The 18,104-nt window shown below is 40.2% G+C and carries 13 protein-coding genes; 9 read left to right on the forward strand and 4 right to left on the reverse strand.

Annotated features, from left to right (window positions below):
- The first annotated feature begins 43 nt into the window (after positions 1-43).
- The 9 genes from ACQY77_RS07815 (at position 44) to ACQY77_RS07855 (ending at position 10,284) form a co-directional block, all read left to right on the forward strand.
- The gene (locus ACQY77_RS07815; protein WP_421938538.1) at positions 44-1,093 is read left to right on the forward strand and encodes a glycosyltransferase; all 1,050 of its coding nucleotides are present in this window, start codon (positions 44-46) and stop codon (positions 1,091-1,093) included.
- A 97-nt stretch (positions 1,094-1,190) separates the two neighbouring features.
- Positions 1,191-2,438, forward strand: a complete 1,248-nt coding sequence (locus ACQY77_RS07820) for a glycosyltransferase (protein WP_421938537.1) — start codon at positions 1,191-1,193, stop codon at positions 2,436-2,438.
- A gap of 70 nt (positions 2,439-2,508) precedes the next feature.
- Positions 2,509-3,273, forward strand: coding sequence for an FkbM family methyltransferase (locus ACQY77_RS07825; protein WP_421938536.1), 765 nt, complete (start codon positions 2,509-2,511; stop codon positions 3,271-3,273).
- Positions 3,273-4,421 carry a glycosyltransferase family 4 protein gene (locus ACQY77_RS07830; RefSeq protein WP_421938535.1) on the forward strand — a complete coding sequence of 383 codons (1,149 nt, stop codon included), beginning with the start codon at positions 3,273-3,275 and terminating at the stop codon, positions 4,419-4,421. Before ACQY77_RS07825 ends, ACQY77_RS07830 begins: the two co-directional genes overlap by 1 nt.
- A complete protein-coding gene (locus ACQY77_RS07835) occupies positions 4,408-5,817 on the forward strand; it encodes an exosortase Y-associated Wzy-like protein (protein WP_421938534.1) in 1,410 nt (469 codons plus the stop codon). Before ACQY77_RS07830 ends, ACQY77_RS07835 begins: the two co-directional genes overlap by 14 nt.
- Before the next feature lie 9 nt (positions 5,818-5,826).
- Positions 5,827-6,987 carry an XrtY-associated glycosyltransferase XYAG1 gene (locus ACQY77_RS07840; protein WP_421938533.1) on the forward strand — a complete coding sequence of 387 codons (1,161 nt, stop codon included), beginning with the start codon at positions 5,827-5,829 and terminating at the stop codon, positions 6,985-6,987.
- A gap of 15 nt (positions 6,988-7,002) precedes the next feature.
- Positions 7,003-7,857 (forward strand): glycosyltransferase family 2 protein, encoded by an 855-nt coding sequence (locus ACQY77_RS07845; protein WP_421938532.1) that lies wholly within the window; start codon positions 7,003-7,005, stop codon positions 7,855-7,857.
- A 1-nt stretch (position 7,858) separates the two neighbouring features.
- Positions 7,859-8,452 carry an exosortase Y gene (gene xrtY, locus ACQY77_RS07850; protein ID WP_421938531.1) on the forward strand — a complete coding sequence of 198 codons (594 nt, stop codon included), beginning with the start codon at positions 7,859-7,861 and terminating at the stop codon, positions 8,450-8,452.
- A gap of 107 nt (positions 8,453-8,559) precedes the next feature.
- Positions 8,560-10,284: a carbamoyltransferase gene (locus tag ACQY77_RS07855; RefSeq protein WP_421938530.1), complete on the forward strand. Its 1,725-nt coding sequence runs from the start codon at positions 8,560-8,562 to the stop codon at positions 10,282-10,284.
- 258 nt (positions 10,285-10,542) lie between these two features.
- Here ACQY77_RS07855 and ACQY77_RS07860 read toward each other — a convergent pair whose 3' ends face one another.
- Genes ACQY77_RS07860 through ACQY77_RS07875 form a run of 4 tightly spaced genes read right to left on the reverse strand, consistent with a single transcriptional unit; the run spans position 10,543 to position 17,920 of the window.
- Positions 10,543-11,658 (reverse strand): glycoside hydrolase family 76 protein, encoded by a 1,116-nt coding sequence (locus tag ACQY77_RS07860; protein WP_421938529.1) that lies wholly within the window; start codon positions 11,656-11,658, stop codon positions 10,543-10,545.
- Positions 11,659-11,709: 51 nt separating this feature from the next.
- A complete protein-coding gene (locus tag ACQY77_RS07865; RefSeq protein WP_421938528.1) occupies positions 11,710-12,855 on the reverse strand; it encodes a SusE domain-containing protein in 1,146 nt (381 codons plus the stop codon).
- 25 nt (positions 12,856-12,880) lie between these two features.
- Complete coding sequence (locus ACQY77_RS07870; RefSeq protein ID WP_421938527.1) at positions 12,881-14,524, reverse strand: RagB/SusD family nutrient uptake outer membrane protein; 1,644 nt, start codon at positions 14,522-14,524, stop codon at positions 12,881-12,883.
- A 12-nt stretch (positions 14,525-14,536) separates the two neighbouring features.
- Complete coding sequence (locus ACQY77_RS07875; RefSeq protein WP_421938526.1) at positions 14,537-17,920, reverse strand: TonB-dependent receptor; 3,384 nt, start codon at positions 17,918-17,920, stop codon at positions 14,537-14,539.
- Between the last annotated feature and the right edge of the window lie 184 nt (positions 17,921-18,104).

Below are 18,104 nucleotides of genomic sequence, written 5' to 3' on the forward strand. Positions count from 1 at the left end.
TCTGCAAAATTTGCATTATCTAATTCCATTTGATCAGCACATCTTGAATAAATATCCCCAATGGACATTCAATGTTTTAAACCTGGCTAATGAACCAATTAAGGCACGATATTTAAGCTTATTAAACAAAATTACTCGTGGATCTGAAAAGATTGTTCCGTTGTCTTTTATCGCACCTTTTGCCAAAAATAAAGCCTATAAGTGGCAGCTCCGCAAGGCGAAAGCTGCTAAAGCAGATTGTTATATTGCTCACAACCTGGGGGCATTGCCAGTCAGTGTGAATGCTGCTAAGTTTCTCCGGACTAAATGTGGCTTTGACGCAGAAGACTATCATCGATACGAGGTATCGGATTTAGAATACCATCCAGATGTTATTTTGAACAGATATCTGGAAGACAAATATATTCCGCAATTAGACTATTTGACCGGATCAAGTCCACTAATTGCCGCGTCATACAGTGAGCTTTTTAAGCTCCCTTGTACATGCATACTAAATGTGTTCAACAAAACCAACAACCGCTTATATAGCCACCATACCAGAGCACTTAAACTCTTCTGGTTTTCGCAAACAATCGGCATTAACCGTGGGATTGAAACGATTATCAAAGCATTGAACCTCACCAAAAACAGGTTTGAATTTCATCTTTTGGGAACGGTAGATCAGAAGTATGCCAAAGCCTTAACATTTTTAGTAAATAGCAAAAGTAGACTATATTTTCATGCACCAATGATGCCAGATGACATTTTTGAATTTGCTACTCAATTCGACATCGGACTTGCATCGGAACCAGGTTTTTCAATGAATAACAACTATGCTTTGAGTAATAAAATTTTCACCTACGTTCAAGCTGGTCTGGCTGTTGTAGCCAGTAATACACCTGCGCAAAAACACTTATTAGATCAGAATAATGATATCGGGATGCTATATAAAAACAATGATGCAAAGCACCTTGCAGATGTTTTGGATACATACTACGGAAATCGACCGCTGCTCTATCAGCACAGTATCAATGCATTTAATTTGGGTCAGTCAGAATTGAACTGGGAAAAAGAAAGTAGAAAATTCATGGACATAATCTCTAGTATTATTTAATATTATTCTGTGCTGTTGGCAATCAACTATAAAAAATTAGATATTGAATAAGTTGCTGATTATTTCCCCTTACTTCCCACCAACCAATTCGGCTGACATGCAACGGATTCGAATGAGTTTACCATATTTCAATAATTTTGGTTGGGAGGCGAGTGTTGCAACTGTTCATCCTCAACATTCAAACCTGGTTAAAGATGAATTATTGATAGAGGCGGTTCCCAAAAATATCAGAATAATCAATATTGATGCATTTTCTACAAAATGGACAAGGAAGCTAGGTTTTGGAAGTTTGGCGTTAAGATCGATGCTGTATTATAAACACTCCATCGACAAACTCTTGGCAAATGAAAAATTTGATTTAATCTATTTTTCGACAACAGAATTTCCGCTTTTAATATTGGGGCGTCACTGGAAACGAAAGTTCGGCATACCTTTCGTAATTGATATGCAGGACCCCTGGCATTCTGATTACTACCAAAATAAACCTAGGCAGGAACGGCCGAGAAAGCACTGGTTCTCATACCGCTTAAATAAGTGGCTTGAACCCAAAGCCATGCAAATGGTTGATGGATTAATTAGCGTATCTCAGGGATATCTGGATGCACTGTGTAGCAGATATCCACGCCTTATAACTGTTCCCCAACGCGTAATTACCTTTTCAGCATTTGAACCCGATATCAAAGTGATGCAAAAGCATGCAAATACTTTTGTACTACCCTTTCAAAAGCTGGCCAAGAATTATCATTTTGTGTACGTTGGCCGCGGTGGTCATGACCTTCAACTATCTGCCAGACTTTTGTTTGATGGGTTTAAAAAAGGGCTTGAAGAAGCTCCGGAGCTTTTTACGAAAGTCCGATTCCACTTTTTAGGTACGAGCTATGCACCAAAAGGTCAAGGAAAACCTACAATTCTGCCAGTTGCGTCTGAATTTGGCCTTACAAACTATGTGGAAGAACAAACTGATCGTTTACCTTATTATCAAACCCTTTATACCTTGAGCAATGCAGATCATTTGGTAATTCTTGGGTCTGACGATCCCCAATATACCGCATCGAAAGTATTTCCATACCTGCTATCAAAAATTCCCATACTGGCGTTTTTCCATTCTAAAAGCAGTGCTGCACAAATTATCGAGAAATGCGGCGCCGGGAAAGTGATTCCGATAGATAGCCATGGCGATACACTAAAAGACTTAGTATACCAATACCTCCATGATCTGCTTAGAGCTCAAATGCCAAGTCACAGTATCAATTGGAAAGCTTTTGAACCATACTTAGCACCCGAGATGTGCAAGCAACAATGTATAATTTTTACAGATGTAATTCGTCAGTTTAACAATGCTTAATTCTATACTTAGAAAACTATATCGATTCGTTTTAAGAAGAAAGCTGTTTAAGGGACAATTCAGATTATTTATGTGGATTTATAATAAACAACAACTGTCACCTTATAGAACCACCACTAAGCCATTGGCAGGGAGCTTTACCCTTGAGGTAGATACCAAGAACTTCATTGATGCATGTATTTATTATACCGGAGATTACGAACCCTATTTAAAAAGCCAGTTCAGACAATTGATTAGGCCAGGTGATTGTGTATTGGATATTGGAGCTAATATTGGATTTCACACGCTCTATTTCGCAGAACTAGTGGGCCATAAAGGTAGGGTTTTTGCCTTTGAGCCAATTCTGGTGAATTATCAGGCCTTAATTATGAACCTTTCTTTTAATACTTTCAAACATATCCAAACAGAGCAAATAGCATTGGGAAATGAAAGTAAAACCATTCATATTCATGTCGACCCTTCAATAAGAAATCCAGGAGCCTACACATTACTAACACATGGAAAAGCCAATACCTATATCCACTGTTTAAAAGGTGATGATTATGTTGATAATAAAAAAATAGGCAATGTAAACTTCATTAAAATTGATGTCGAAGGCTATGAACATGAGGTATTGAAAGGGTTGAAAGAGACGATCATCAATTCACGTCCAATCATCAATTTTGAATACGACCGAAATTATCAATTAAAGATGAATGATAATCCAGCTGACATATTTAGCTTCTTTGATGAACTGAACTATAAGCTTTACGAGGTAGATGGTTACGGAGAACGAGTTGAATTTATTTACAAAGAGACGATTAAAGGGGCAGAGATTATAGCATTTCCCAATTAATGAAGAGGTTAGCTATTGTAACATCCCACCCCATTCAATACTATGCCCCACTATTTAAGTTGCTGGCAAAGAGTATCGATCTGAAAGTATTTTACACTGCTGGAGGTGGAGTAAATGAAAGTCAATTCGAAAGCGGCTTTGGGAGAGAAATTAAATGGGATATTCCCTTACTTGATGGTTACGAGTACGAATTCGTTCCAAATTCTGCACAAAATGCAAGTACCGATAATTTTAATGGAATTATTAACCCTACGCTTTTTTCAAGGATCAATACTTTTAACCCACATGCCTTATTGGTTTATGGATGGGCATACAAAAGCCACTTAAAGGTTCTTATTAATTTTAAGGGAAAAATACCTGTTTGGTTCCGCGGTGATTCTACATTGATAACTAATCAAACTGGCATTAAAAAGCTTCTGCGTAACCAATTCCTGAAGTGGGTATACAAACACGTTGACATAGCTTTCTATGTAGGAACTGCGAATAAAGCCTACTTTTTAAATGCAGGAATGAAAATCGAGCAGCTTCGTTTCGCTCCACATGCCGTAGACAATGAACGCTTCACCGCAGATAGAAGAGCAGAAGCTTTATCTTTCCGACAATCCATCAATTTAAGTAAAGATGACATTATGATACTTTTTGTGGGTAAGTTAGATGAAAACAAACAACCTGATTTACTTCTGAATAGTTTTATTAGCTTGAATCTTCCACATACACATTTGATTTATGTTGGCGATGGACCTTTAAAAAATGAATTAATGGTGAAAGCAAAAGCGCATGAACGGATACATTTTTTAGAATTTCAAAATCAAAATCAGATGCCTATCTTCTATCAAGCAAGTGATTTGACTTGCTTGCCTTCTAAAAATGAAACCTGGGGCTTGGCGATAAATGAAGCGATGGCAGGAGGAAATGCTATTCTTACATCTTCCAATGTAGGTTGTGCTATCGATTTAGTTAAAGAAGGCCGGAATGGTGCGATTTTTCAATTCGATAATTCGGAATCGCTTAAAAGCAAATTAAAGCTTTTAACAAAAAATAAGGAGGTTCTTCTGGAGATGGGTAGGCAAAGCAAGGCCATCATTTCGAGCTGGAATTATGAAAAACAAGCCACGGCAATTTTAAATGAATTAGATGCAACCAACTAAACACGTTAATTACTTATTACTCTATCTTCCTTTTGTCATTGCTTTATTTTTGAAGAGCTTCCCGCATAGTTCCTATATATTAGCTTGGGCAGGCTCCTTTTTTATTTTCTATGTTTGCTACAGAGGACTAATCAAACCACTCCCTTCAGATCTGCCAATTGTTGAGCAATTATTAAGGCCCATGTTCTTCCTGCAGATTATTTTCGCTGGTTATATGGCCACTACTTCGATTTTCTATTACATCCATGCCTTAGGATACGAATATCTCACCTATGTTGGAAATAGGCCTCTAATGTTTGGTGATGTTTATGAATCGATCGCAAAGTGTCAACGCTATTATGTGCTCGGACACGCCGCATTTGCCCATGGTCTACTGGCAGGGATGAGATATGCTAGCGAAAAGCGTTACAGGATTTATACTCCATCAATGAGTAATCTGCTTTTAGGTATTTCCATTTCTTGTTTACCATTAGGTTATTTTTTTTTCAAATTTAGCTCCTTGAGCCAATTCAGTGTTCAACTTAGTGGTTTAAGCTTTGTAACCGGAACAATCGCATTAGCTTTCGCAATCCGAGAACATAAAAAGATAAATATTTGGGGCGGAGGAATTCTGTTTTTATTAAACCTTTTAGCAGCGTTAACATCAGGTTTTAAAGAACCCATCATTATATGCTTCTTGTTGTTGGGAATTTTTCTGCTACCGATCTTTGGCAAAAAGTTAATACCGCTTTTTATTACTTTGTTAATTGCACTGTTTTTAGTTTTGCCAACTTTCATTGGGAACTTCAGAAGAATGGTAGGTAAGGGGGTCGATCCGCTTACCGCTCGTAATGAAAGTATTAATCGAATCGTAAATAGTGACAATCTTGTGAAAGATTTGAGAGAGGACAATTGGAGCTTTTTGACAATACGACTATCCGAAATTGAGATGTTTATTCGTTTCACTGAATCTACGCCGACGTTTGTTCCTTATTACAATACAACCCTTGTTAAGGACGCCATTAAAACAATTATACCGCGTTTTTTTTGGCCAGGAAAGCCCAATGTGGAGCAATTAGTTATGACAAGGGTATATAACGCTGGAGTGGTCGATCCTTCATCAAATGTTTCTGCTAAACCTGCATTTATTGTTGATTGTTATCTCTCTTACGGGATGATTGGTATCTGGATTGGACTTTTTCTTTACGGGTACATTGCACAAAAACTTTCAGAACTGGCAGAGTTATGGTTTGGAGGATATTTCATGGGAACAGCAGTTATGTTTGCAGGTCTTTTTCAAATTCTTTGGCGGGGAAATAGTTTCGAGTTTCTTTTCAATGCAGTGTTTTGGAGCCTCGTTACCATGTATTTAATAAAACTAATATTTAAAGCCAAAGGAATTCTTTTTAAAGTTTAAATACATCTCTTGAAAATCCTCCAGCTCAGCCCTTCCTACAAACCTGCTTACCTCTACGGTGGCCCCATTTACAGTGTAGCCAAACTGTGTGAGGTACTATCATCCCACGAAGAGCATGTTATAACGGAGGTATTAACTACAACTGCAAATGGAAAATCAGAACTGGATGTTGAGGTTTCAGTACCACTTTGGGTGGATGGGGTAAGGGTTACTTATTTTAATCGCTTAACTAAGGATCACTCACACTTTTCTCCCAGCTTGTTAAAACATCTGCGAAAAGCACTTACCCAACGAAAGCAAGAAAATACCATTCTGCACATCCACGCCTGGTGGAACCTCGTTTCTGTACTGAGCTGTTGGATAGCAAAGAGATACGGTGTTCCTGTTGTACTCTCTCCACGGGGGATGATTACCGCGTATAGCCAATTGAATAGAAATGGTTGGGTTAAAAATATCTTTCAAACCCTGATGGGTAAAAGGCTGCTAGAATACTGTCATATCCACGCTACCAGTGAGCAGGAAAAAAGCGATGTACTTAAAATAATAAAGCCCCGGAGCATTTATGTTATTTCCAATTTAATAAGTTTACCAGAAGTTAAAGCCGATGTTTTCCTGAGCGCAAAATCTTCTGTTTTTGAGCTTATCTTTTTATCTCGCATTGAGCAAAAAAAGGGATTAGAACTATTGATCGCAGCAGTTGCCAGATTAGAAATACCCTGGAGATTAACCATAGCAGGAAATGGTGAGCCACTTTATATTGAAAGCTTAAAAAAAAGAGTTGAAGATCTTTCTATTGGTTCCAAAATAGCCTGGATTGGTCAGGTTAGGAACGATGATAAATTTGAGCTTTTAAATCAACACGATTTATTAATACTTCCCTCCTATAATGAGAACTTTGCTAATGTGGTTTTGGAAAGCCTCAGCGTGGGAACGCCTGTATTAATCTCTGATCAGGTAGGTTTATCTGATTACGTACAACAGAAAAACCTGGGGTATACCTGTAAACTGGATCCCTCAGCAATAAAAGCACAAATAGAGCTGGCGTACCAGGATATCAGCAAACGACAGGAAATCAGAAAAAAAGCGCCCGGTTTGATCCGGCAGGATTTTAATGATCAGGTCTTGATTAATCAGTATCTCATGATGTATCAAAAGGTACTTAAAGGCTAGCAACCCTATCTAAAAATGAATCCCCATTTTAGCTTTATCATCTTAACCTTTAACGAAGAAATTCATCTTCCGCGATTGTTAGATTCGATTAGGGAACTGGATGCCCCAATATTCGTCCTGGATAGCGGAAGTACAGATAAAACCTTGGCAATAGCGAAAGAATACCAGGCTGAGATCCAGCACCATCCTTTTGTAAATCATCCACAGCAGTGGGATCATGCCCTGAAGCATTTCGACATCAAAACCCCCTGGATTGTTGGACTGGATGCCGATCAGCAAGTTTCGCCAGAGCTGCTCAGGTATCTACAACATTTCAAAGATCAGGACTATCAAAATGTAGATGGCATTTACTTTAACCGGAAAAATTATTTTCAGGGAAGCTGGATCCGCTATGGAGGTTACTTTCCTTTTTATCTCCTCAAAATGTTTAGAACGGGAAAAGGTTATTCAGATCTCAATGAAAATATGGACCATCGTTTCATTGTACCAGGCAAAACTATTATTTGGAAAGACGGCTATATTATTGAGGAAAATTTAAAAGAGAACGACCTTAATTTCTGGTTAGATAAGCACGAGCGTTACAGTACTTTAGTAGCAAAAGAGGAGCTTGAACGCATGCAAAAGTTAAGAACACAAACATTGAGGCCAAACCTATTTGGAAATCCCGACGAAAAAAGAGCCTGGCTGAAGAAATTATGGTGGAATTTACCCCTGCACATCCGCCCTTACCTTTACTTTAGCTACAGGATGTTATTTAAACTTGGTATATTAGACGGTAAAACAGGCATTCGCTTCCATTACCTTCACAGCTTATGGTTTAGAAAACAGATAGATAAGAAAATCAGTTATTTAAAAGCAAGATCAGATTAATATGAACGAAATCACTCCCGAACAAGCCCGGAAACAAGCCAATAAAAAATCTATTCAGTTTATCATCGCCCTCTTTGTATTGTACATCTTATTTAGCCAGGGGAACCTGTTTATGAACAGTGTAATGAGCGAAGGAGGACGTTTTTACAACCCTTACATTGCAGAACACTTCAACTATATCCAGGGGCTTAAAACAGCCTTGATTAAACCGGCAGTGTGGATCATTAAATTGTTTGGTTTCTACGCCATCCACAATGACATGGATGTTCTGGTGGTAAATGGCCCTTACCTGAGAATCAATTACTCCTGCCTTGGACTTGGTGTAATGAGCTTTTTAGCGGCCTTTGTACTGGCCTTTCCGGCTCCCTGGAAATCAACTTTAAAAATGCTTGTTATCGGTTTAATCTCGATCTATCTGTTAAATATCGGTAGAATTGCAGGATTAGGCCTGCTATTTGGTTTCTTCCAAAGCCAGCGCAACTATTTCGAATACCATCATGAGATTTTCAATGTGCTGGTATATATCATCATCTTCATCATGCTGTATTTTTGGATTAAACGCAATACCAAAAGAAATCCCACAGTACAGGCTTAGCATGGAGTGTTGATGATAGCATTTGGATAGTATGCCAATCCTCCCGCAAACAGTTGCAATTTGCCAGCAAGTAGAATAACAAATCCCTAAAACCCAATTCCCATCCCATGTACATCTTAGGCCTTAATGCCTACCACGGAGATTCATCGGCCTGCATATATAAAAACGGTGAAATTATAGCTGCCTCTGAGGAAGAACGTTTCAGGCGCATTAAACATTGGGCTGGTTTCCCAGCTATGGCCATTGAATTTTGTTTAAAGGAAGCGAATATCAGCATTGCAGAAGTGGATTACATTGCCATTTCCAGGGATCCAAAGGCCAATTTTAAGCGAAAAATCATTACTGCCCTAAAAAACAGGTTAAGTTGGAGAAATATCCTCGACAGGATGAAAAATCTGAAAAAAGCAGGGAGTATACAGGAAGAAATTGCTGCGTTGTTTTCCATAGATCCGACTGCACTCAATGGCAAAATAATTAATGTAGAACACCACAGGGCTCATCTGGCCAGTGCTTTTTTTGCTTCTCCCTTTGAAGAGTCGGCTATACTATCGATTGATGGTTTTGGCGACTTCAGCAGTACGATGACGGCAACAGGAAAAGGAAATCAGATTGAAGTGATGGACACGGTTTCTTACCCACATTCATTAGGTGTTTTTTATACCGCGCTAACCCAGTTTCTGGGCTTTCCGCATTATGGAGATGAGTATAAAGTAATGGGCCTTGCCCCTTATGGCAGCCCCAAATACGTTGAAAAGATCAGGTCTCTGGTAGAATTACTTCCCAATGGATTGTTCAGATTAAATCTTCAATATTTTAATCACCCCAAAAAAGGCGTGAAAATGAGTTGGGAAGACGGGTCTCCTCACATGGATGTGCTTTTTACAAATGAACTGATTGAATTACTGGGTAAACCCAGGGAAACTAAAGAACCCATTACAGTCTATCATCAGGATTTGGCCGCCTCTGTCCAACAGGTATGTGAAGAAGTCCTTTTCCACATTTTAAACCATCTTCAGCAAAAAACCGGATTGAACAACGTGTGTATAGCGGGTGGAGTAGCACAAAACTCGGTTGCCAATGGAAAAATCAAATTAAATACCCCTTTTAAGAATATCTATATTCCACCTGCAGGGCACGATGCCGGAACTGCTATTGGTGCAGCGCTATGGTGTTATAATCAGCTGGAGAAAAAACCCAGAACCGCCCCAATGCTCCATGGCTATTTTGGAAGCAAGTTTGACAATGCCTACATTGAAGAATTGCTAAACAGAAGGAAAATCAGTTACCAAAAACTGAGCGGAACTACTTTTTATGATCAGATAGTTAATTGTTTAATCAATGAGGGTGTGGTGGGCTGGTTTCAGGGAAGAGCTGAATTCGGCCCCAGAGCATTAGGCCATCGCTCCATTCTCGCTGATCCCCGGAACAATCACGCAAAAGAGATTTTAAACTCAAAGATCAAGCGGAGAGAATCTTTCCGTCCTTTTGCCCCCTCTATTCTTTCTGAATATGTAGCGGATTATTTTGAGCAGGTTGATGATGTTCCCTTTATGGAAAAGGTGTTTAAAATTAAGGCAGAGAAACATTCGGAAATCCCTGCAGTAACCCATTTAGATGGCACTGGCAGACTCCAAACCGTACATACAGGAAGTGATGCGCGCTATCATGCCCTTATCCAGTCCTTTTATCAGAAAACAGATACTCCAATACTGTTAAACACTTCTTTTAATGAAAACGAACCCATCGTTAACACTCCTGAAGAAGCCTTAGACTGCTTTTTAAGAACCCAGATGGATATGCTGGTGATGGAGGATATCATCATTAAAAGATAGCACCTCCTGTAAATGAGTAAACCGCCCCTTTCCTGGCCTGCCAGGTCTTCGCTTACTTAATTTTCTTCATCCCCCTTGCCTAACCGGAATCATGCATTACCTCAATTAGACACTATTAACAACCTTATTATTTAAGAAACAGGATAATTTTCAGCTATCAGTGAAAAAGCAAAGCGCCCGGAAAAAATTCCGGGCGCTTTAACAAGGTGACCTACGCAGTAATATTCGGTTTTAATCGAAATGCTTAGTAGTTACCTGTTATTTTTTGAAAGCTGCTTTCGCTTCTATCATCATGCAACCACTGGTTTGGGCTGTAAGTTGTGTTTCTCCCAATGGCGGTTCATTCCAGGACGGGCCGAACAGCACCGTTTTAGGATAGTTGCCTTTAGTCCAGGCAATCTGAGCATTGTTGTTAAAAAAGGTTTCAAATTTAACCCTGTAGGCTTCATTCAGATCACTTTGCTGAAGTAAAATGAGAAAATAGCGCATAAAAATCCCTTTGAATAATGCATTATCTCCGGTACCCTCATTTCTTAAAATGTTGTTACTGGAATCGATGCATTTAGTTAAAGTGTAATTGGCTGCTTTTTGCGCATCATTCAGGTATGCTTTGTCGCCCGTTACCCGATAAATTTCCACAGCCGAAGCCATAAATGTACCTTGATTGTAAGTAAGCGCCACTTGGCTGATTACGTTAGTATTACCATTGATGTTGTCATAAACCGCGCCGCTTACCCTTTCAAACAGGGTGTTTTTTTGCCATTCATAAATTTTAAGGGCCCATTGTTTATAGTTTTCCTCCTTGGTAAGGGCGAACAGGCGGATTGCAAGTAAACTCGCTGGTCCGTTAGAGCATGCGTTCTTACTGTATGGCTGTGTTTTCATCCAGGCTACTCCACCTCCTGCATAGGTGTCATTCCATCCGGCAATGATATCCGTCCACAAGGTTTTTACCGCTGTGAGGTATTTTTCGTCCTTGGTTACCTGGTACAACCTCAACATGGTTAAGGCATTCCATTCCATATCGTCATAAAATACATTGAGATAGGTTCCACCGTTTTTTGCCTTCACACCGGTAAACCATTTATCGAAATATGGTTTATAGGTATCATTCCCTGTTCTGATGTAGGCATCGATTAGCACATCCATAGCATGGGCATTCGGCCAGTATTGAAAGCCCTTGTCAGAGCCATTGCTACCGTAATTAAAGTAGCCATCATTGTTCCAGAACTGAGTGATTAACGCATTCGTGCTATTGTTCGCTGCAGCGGTCCAATCTACTGCCTGTGGTTGCTCATAGCGGTAATCATCTGTTATTTTACTACAGCTACATACAAACAAAGATCCGATCAGTAATATTGAAAATATCTTCATAACTTATTTTTTGAAGCCGCGAAAGGCTAAGCACCTTTCGCAACTGAATTTCTAATTAACTTTAACAGTATGGGTATAATCTGCATCGCCTTTCAATATCAAAGAAATGGTATTTGATTTTCCATCTACCTTATCAGCAAACTTCCATTTATCATCCCACTGGGTAACGTTTGCAAGAAGTTTAACAAAATAATACGATGGCGCTGATCCATCATTAGGAGGCGAATCGGTTCCGTTTAAAGTCCCAAACTGCTTGGTTACATCATTTCCATTGACCGAGGTAACAGCCTGGAATTTGTAGCGCTGGTCTTTTCCCCAACTTTCTACTCTGAAATTAATTACTCCGGTACCACTCCAAACGCCCTTACCCTGATATGGCATGTTTAGAATGATCGCATTATTTGGAGAGAACCAAAGACCAACACTTTTGATTTCGGTGTAGGAAAGTGTAGCTGTCGAGAAATCAAGATTAATCCGGTAAACAGCAGTTTTTGACGGTGTAATGGTAGCAGTTTGTGTTGCCTCCTTTAATGTGGCGTTATCACTTGTATAGAAAATACGTGGGGTACCTGCTTTTCTATCTACAAAATAATAAGATTTTCCGGCCTCAAGTTTGGTGTAAATCTCAAACTCTCCGGCAGCAGTGAGCTTAAATGGCAGGGCAGCTGAAAGCGTTGCTCCTCCTTCTGACCCTTCACCAGTGATGAAAACTTCATCCGGAATATCAACAAATCCGTTCAGACTTGTAATGCTGATGGTTCTTTTCTCGGCCGACATTACGCTTTTTATTCCCCTTGATGATGCTACCGTCCATATTAAATTTCCGGTGGCACCGGGTTCTATGCCGGCTAAAGAGGCGATTTTGTTCAACACTTTATGGGTAATAGTTGCTCCATTAGCGTAACCGTTATTGTCGGAGGTTGTGCGAAAGATAGGTTTACTGAAATCGCCGCCCACTTTATCAAAAATTACTTCATAAAGTGCAGCACCACTATCCTCTACCCTTACCGCTTCCCAGTTGAAATACAAGGATGCTGATGCTGAAGAAAGAAGCTTAATGGTTTTATTGTTCACCGGCTCGTACAAAGCATTTACCGGACTAACATTCGCATCTTTGTAAATCATATCATCAGATTTACAGGCGGCGAACAGGGTTACCACAAAAAAGAAAAGCAGAATATTGAGTTGTGTTTTCATATTAATTTTTTTGAATTCCTTAAAATTAGTTTGCATAGCCAGGGTTGTTTGGTTGTAAATTGCTGTTCAGATCCATCTGAGAGCGTGGAACAGACCATAAATAATCTCTTGACTCATCAAATCTCCGGTTATCCAACCGGATGTCTTCGGTGTTATTGTTAATAAATCTGGCGCCATAAACATAACCGTTAAGATATTGACTACCAGCTTTCCAGCGGATGACATCAAAATAACGCAGTCCTTCTAAAGCCAGTTCAGAACGGCGCTCATCCCGAATCAGCCTTCTCATATCTGTTTGAGATAAGGTGGAAGGAAAATTTAACGCTGTGGCAGCTGTAAACCCAGCCCTTGTACGGATGCTTCTTATCGTCTGGTTCCAAACGGTTTCATCCATCTGGCCCTGCTCAAATTTGGCTTCTGCATACATTAATAAAATGTCAGCGTAGCGATACATGATGATGTTAAGTCCGGCATCGAAAGTTGCGGTAGCAGTTTGATCATAATATTTTTTGATGTAATAACCCGTCGAGGTAGAGTTTGAGCTCGCGCTTACGTAGTTGTCCATGCGTTCTGTGCCGTTGTTACCCGTACCTGGCCTGATGTAGATGGTAGATTCAGTGCCATTGAAATTGATCCATTTACCACCATGAAAAACGATAGAAGCGGCCATTCTTGGATCGCGGTTAACATAAGGGTTCGCAGAATTATAGCTTGGATCCTTATCAATACTCGTCCCATTTAAAGTAATGTAATTATTGACCAGTCCTTGCAAAGGTGCGTAAGCGTTAAGCCTGGCCCCTGCTGAAAGCGGCGCAGCATCGTAAAATTTGGACCACATTTTTAAAGATGGTACATAACCATAATCTAAAATAACCTCGCTGTTATATTCATTTGCAGCAGTAAAAATGCCTGCGTAGCTAGGAAAAAGAGAATAGCTTCCAAACTCAGCTGAATTGCTGATCAGTTTCTGACAGTACTCAGCGGTTTTGGCCCAGTTGCTTTCGTACAAATAGGCCCTGGCCTGAAATGCGCATGCTGCACCTTTGGTGATCCGGCCGTTTTCTGCGGCAGATAAACTTTCCCGTTTTGGAAGCACCGGAATAATTTCATCCAGTTCCTGATGAATAAAATTCATGATGGTGGCCCTTGGCGTCCTTGTCATTTGATTTGCTTCATCAAGGCTAATGTCCTGCGTAAAAAAGGGCACCGCACCGTAAAAGTTGGTGAGCCTGAAATAGATTGAAGCCCTGATGAATCGGATTTCTGCTTTTCTTCTGTTTTTTAAAGCAGGGTCCATTCCGGGAACATTATCGATGTTAGCCAAATACACATGGCAGCTTTTAATGCCCTGGTACCCCCACTGCCATTCCCCGCTAAAAAGATCGAGACTTGGATCTGCCGTACCATTTCTGATCGACCGCTGCGCGGTGTTGCTTCTGCCCTCGAAAATATTGTCGCTCAAGGCTTCATCATTCCACATCTTGTCTGCTGAAAACATTTGATTATAGGCCATATTGACCATTTGCTCTGAATTTTCGACAGATTGCCAGAAGTTAGCATCTGTAAATTTATTGGTAGGTACCGTATCTAATTTATTGCACCCGTTTATTACCAGTAAGCATAAAATACCTAAGAAACTATATGCTGTGATTTTTTTTCTGTTGTTCATATTCTTTCGCATTTAGAGTTCTATGTTAAATCCTAATCCAAAATATCTTAGCGTTGGATAATTCCTGGCACTGTTTGCAGAGCCAGACATGTTGGAATCAAACTCTGACGATTCCGGGTCGATCCATGAATTGGCGCTGAAAGTGAGCAGATTCTGAGCATTTGCAAAAACCCTGAATTTTTGGATACCCACTTTTTGTGAGAGCTTTGAGGGAATGGTGTAGCCTAACTGAATATTTTTCAGGCGGATGTAACTTCCCTCGAAGAGGTAAAGATCGGAACCCATTTGGTAATTGTTCTTCGTAGATGCCGCGCCTGGAGGCGATAGTCTTGGCTGGGTAGCTTCAGTGTTGGTTGGTGTCCAGTAATTGAGCTGGTGTTGATAAATAACATAAGAATAATTTTCGTGGAAGGGCTCAATAAGCTCTCCGCGAACCATCATATCCCTTTTACCAACACCCTGCCATAACATTCCAAAATCGAAACCTTTATAAGTTAGGTTATAGTTAAATCCGAACGTATAGCGCGGAAAAGCATTTCCCAGTACAAACCGGTCTTTTGAATCAATCACCCCATCCCCGTTTCTGTCAGTATATTTTACATCCCCCGGTTTCAAGTCAGAAGCACTCATCCCCACAGGAAGTGCAGAAGTTTCGATCTCTTCCATCCCCTGGAATAAACCACTGATTTTGTACCCATAATACGAGCTGAATGGCAAGCCTACGCGAGTTATTTTGCTAATATTGTCTGCTGTAGAAATTTGCTCATCGCCTACAAACCTGATCACTTTGTTACGGGAATCACCAACATTCCCGCTAAAGTCATGATAGAAATCTCCTGTTTTCAACCGGTAACCAAGGGTAAGTTCCCAGCCCTGGTTTTTCATCTGCCCCGCATTGGTTTTACTCAGCGTTGTTCCAAATACTGAAGGAATTTCCGGTGTAATTAAAATTTCTTTAGTGGTTTTATTAAAGTAATCGAATGATACTGATAAAGCCTTATTAAAAAAGTTGGCATCTAAACCAATATTCAGTGTATGGGTAACCTCCCACTGCAGGTTTGAGTTTCCAAAGGTAAAGCCCGCACCGGAAACGCCTGTGTTATTAAACCCATAGGCGTTGGTATAAGGTGTATAAGAAGTAAGGAACTGATAAGAGTCAATATCCTGGTTACCCAACAAACCATATGAGCCCCTGATTTTAAAGTCACCGACCTTCTCTTTATACTTCTGCATAAAACGCTCTTCCGAAAGCGACCAGCCTAAAGATCCTGAGGGAAAGAATCCCCATCTGAATCCCCTGGCAAATTTTGAGGAACCATCATACCTGAAGTTAAACTCAGCCGTATAGCGGTCGGCAAAAGAATATCCTGCGCGCCCAAGCAATGAATTGATACTGGTTTCAGTGGTTCCGCCCAGCGATCCGTAGCTGCCCGTTTCGTCTATTTCGGTCCCTGTAGTTGGGGTACCAAGGATTGGATCTGTAAACTTAAACTTGATTTCATTGGCCCGGCGTGTATACGATTCGTTTGTGGCGCCGAACAAACCTGTAATTCTATGTCTGCCAAAAGACTTTTCATAATCCAGCAAGAGCTGGAAGTTGAGCAAGGAAACCTGCTGATTATAGTCTTCGGTATTGCGGGTAGAATTTACATAAACTAAAGGAACTGTGGAAGTTTCGCTGGAAAAAAGCGGAATTTGCTTTCTCCGGGTAAAACGGTGATCAGAAAAAATATCCGCCCCAAATACTCCGCGTAACTTCAGCCCATCGATTATCTTTGCTTCTAAACCGAGGTTCACATTGAAGTAGTTGTTATCCGATTTTATGGAACCACCATCTCGCAGCTCAGCCAATGGATTTTGATCTGTCAGTACATCGTTTACCAGATATTTTCCACCTGGAGACACCATTTTATAGTAGTAATAAGTTGGAATCCTTGATGAGTTGATGATGGCATTTGAGGCCGTACTGGCATTGGAATTATTGCGGGTGTAGGTAAGGATGGAAGTAAACTTAAAACGTTTGTATTCTGCAGTGATATTGGAACGCAAGTTGTAACGCTTGATGCCATAATCGCCCACAAAATTACTCCCCTGATCGTAAAATCCTCCGGAAAACAAATAAGTCGTTTTGTCGCTTCCACCAGATATATTTACATTATAGTTCTGCTGGGTAGCCGATTGCAGAATCTGGTTGAAATACCAATCCTCTTCAGATTCATGTTCGTACAAGTCCATAATCTGTGTCGGACTGAACTGAGGCGGCAGGCCAACATTGGTTAGTGATAAGTTTTTTAAGGTGGCATTTTGATATCCCGTTACTGGTTTGAATAGGATTTTGGGATCCTGTGTACCGATTTGTCCGTCTAATCTGATTGTTGGTGCCTGATTTTTTGCTCCCTTTTTGGTGGTAATTAACAGTACACCGTTTGCAGACCTGGAACCATAAATTGCAGAAGAACCCGCATCCTTCAAAATAGATACACTTTCCACATCTGCAGGATTAAGTTTGTTCAGGCTGCTTCCATCACTGATGAGTCCATCAATAACAATGAGCGGTGAGTTGCTGTTCATGGTGCTCACTCCCCTGATATTCAGGTTCATGGTATTGCCATTGGGATCCATGCTCCGTTGCTGAATACTCAAACTCGGGGCGGCTCCCTGCAAGGCCTGAGTGAGGTTGGCAGTTGGACGATTTGTTAGCTGAGAAGACTTCACCTGGTCTACCGCTCCGGCAATTCTCTTTCTGGTGGTGGTGCCATAACCCACTACGATTACTTCTTCCATTTTGTTAACACTAGCCTGGAGTACAATTCTCATGTTTCCGTCACCAACAGGTTTTTCCTGTGTTTCAAAACCAATGGCCGAAAACTGCAAAATGACCTGGTCGTTTGGAACCTGGAGACTAAACTCTCCGTTATTATCGGTTTGCCCGATTGCTGCGCCACCTTTTAAACGGATACTCACACCGGGAACCGGCTGATTGGTTTCATCTACCACCCTCCCTTTCACAGGGATAACTTTTTGCTGTTCTTTTTTGATTTTCTCTATCAATACAACATTATCCTGAATATTGTAGCTCAGCGCCTTGTCTCTTAATACCAGGTTAAGCACTTCTTTTAACGGCTTGTTTTTGATATTAAAACTTTGATTCTTATAAGCAGAAAGTTCATCCGGCTCATATAAAAACTCATAGCCAGTTTGCTTCATCAGCGACTGGAAAATTTCGGTCATGCTAGCCTTGTTCAGGTTAAGCGTGACACTTTGTGCATAAGTTGCCTTTGCACTTGCTTCTACAAAAGTGAAAATCATTACAATAACCATAAATTTTGTAAGGATCACTGGTGTGAACTTAGCCAGTAACTTCTGGCAGTGATTAAGTAAATAGTTAATAAACATATTTAATGGAAGGATTTAGGCAAATATTTGGTTAATTCTACTTTAAATAAGATACTTCAAGGAGCTTCCCTTAAAAGTCTTTTACCCCCTAATCAGGATTGAGATAATCTGAATATTGATGCATATTTATTTGGTTTGGTTAGTTTACTCTTTAGCTACATAAATCGTTTTATCACACATGCAC

The organism is Pedobacter sp. (assembly GCF_965279535.1).
In the GTDB taxonomy this organism is placed as follows: domain Bacteria; phylum Bacteroidota; class Bacteroidia; order Sphingobacteriales; family Sphingobacteriaceae; genus Pedobacter.

Excerpts from the sequence above, each read along its gene's own strand:
- ACQY77_RS07875 (WP_421938526.1), bottom strand. The coding sequence starts at position 17,920 with ATGTTTATTAACTATTTACTTAATCACTGCCAGAAGTTACTGGCTAAG.
- xrtY (WP_421938531.1), top strand. The coding sequence starts at position 7,859 with ATGAACGAAATCACTCCCGAACAAGCCCGGAAACAAGCCAATAAAAAA.
- ACQY77_RS07845 (WP_421938532.1), top strand. The coding sequence starts at position 7,003 with ATGAATCCCCATTTTAGCTTTATCATCTTAACCTTTAACGAAGAAATT.
- ACQY77_RS07825 (WP_421938536.1), top strand. The coding sequence starts at position 2,509 with ATGTGGATTTATAATAAACAACAACTGTCACCTTATAGAACCACCACT.
- ACQY77_RS07835 (WP_421938534.1), top strand. The coding sequence starts at position 4,408 with ATGCAACCAACTAAACACGTTAATTACTTATTACTCTATCTTCCTTTT.
- ACQY77_RS07865 (WP_421938528.1), bottom strand. The coding sequence starts at position 12,855 with ATGAAAACACAACTCAATATTCTGCTTTTCTTTTTTGTGGTAACCCTG.
- ACQY77_RS07830 (WP_421938535.1), top strand. The coding sequence starts at position 3,273 with ATGAAGAGGTTAGCTATTGTAACATCCCACCCCATTCAATACTATGCC.
- ACQY77_RS07870 (WP_421938527.1), bottom strand. The coding sequence starts at position 14,524 with ATGAACAACAGAAAAAAAATCACAGCATATAGTTTCTTAGGTATTTTA.
- ACQY77_RS07860 (WP_421938529.1), bottom strand. The coding sequence starts at position 11,658 with ATGAAGATATTTTCAATATTACTGATCGGATCTTTGTTTGTATGTAGC.
- ACQY77_RS07820 (WP_421938537.1), top strand. The coding sequence starts at position 1,191 with ATGCAACGGATTCGAATGAGTTTACCATATTTCAATAATTTTGGTTGG.
- ACQY77_RS07855 (WP_421938530.1), top strand. The coding sequence starts at position 8,560 with ATGTACATCTTAGGCCTTAATGCCTACCACGGAGATTCATCGGCCTGC.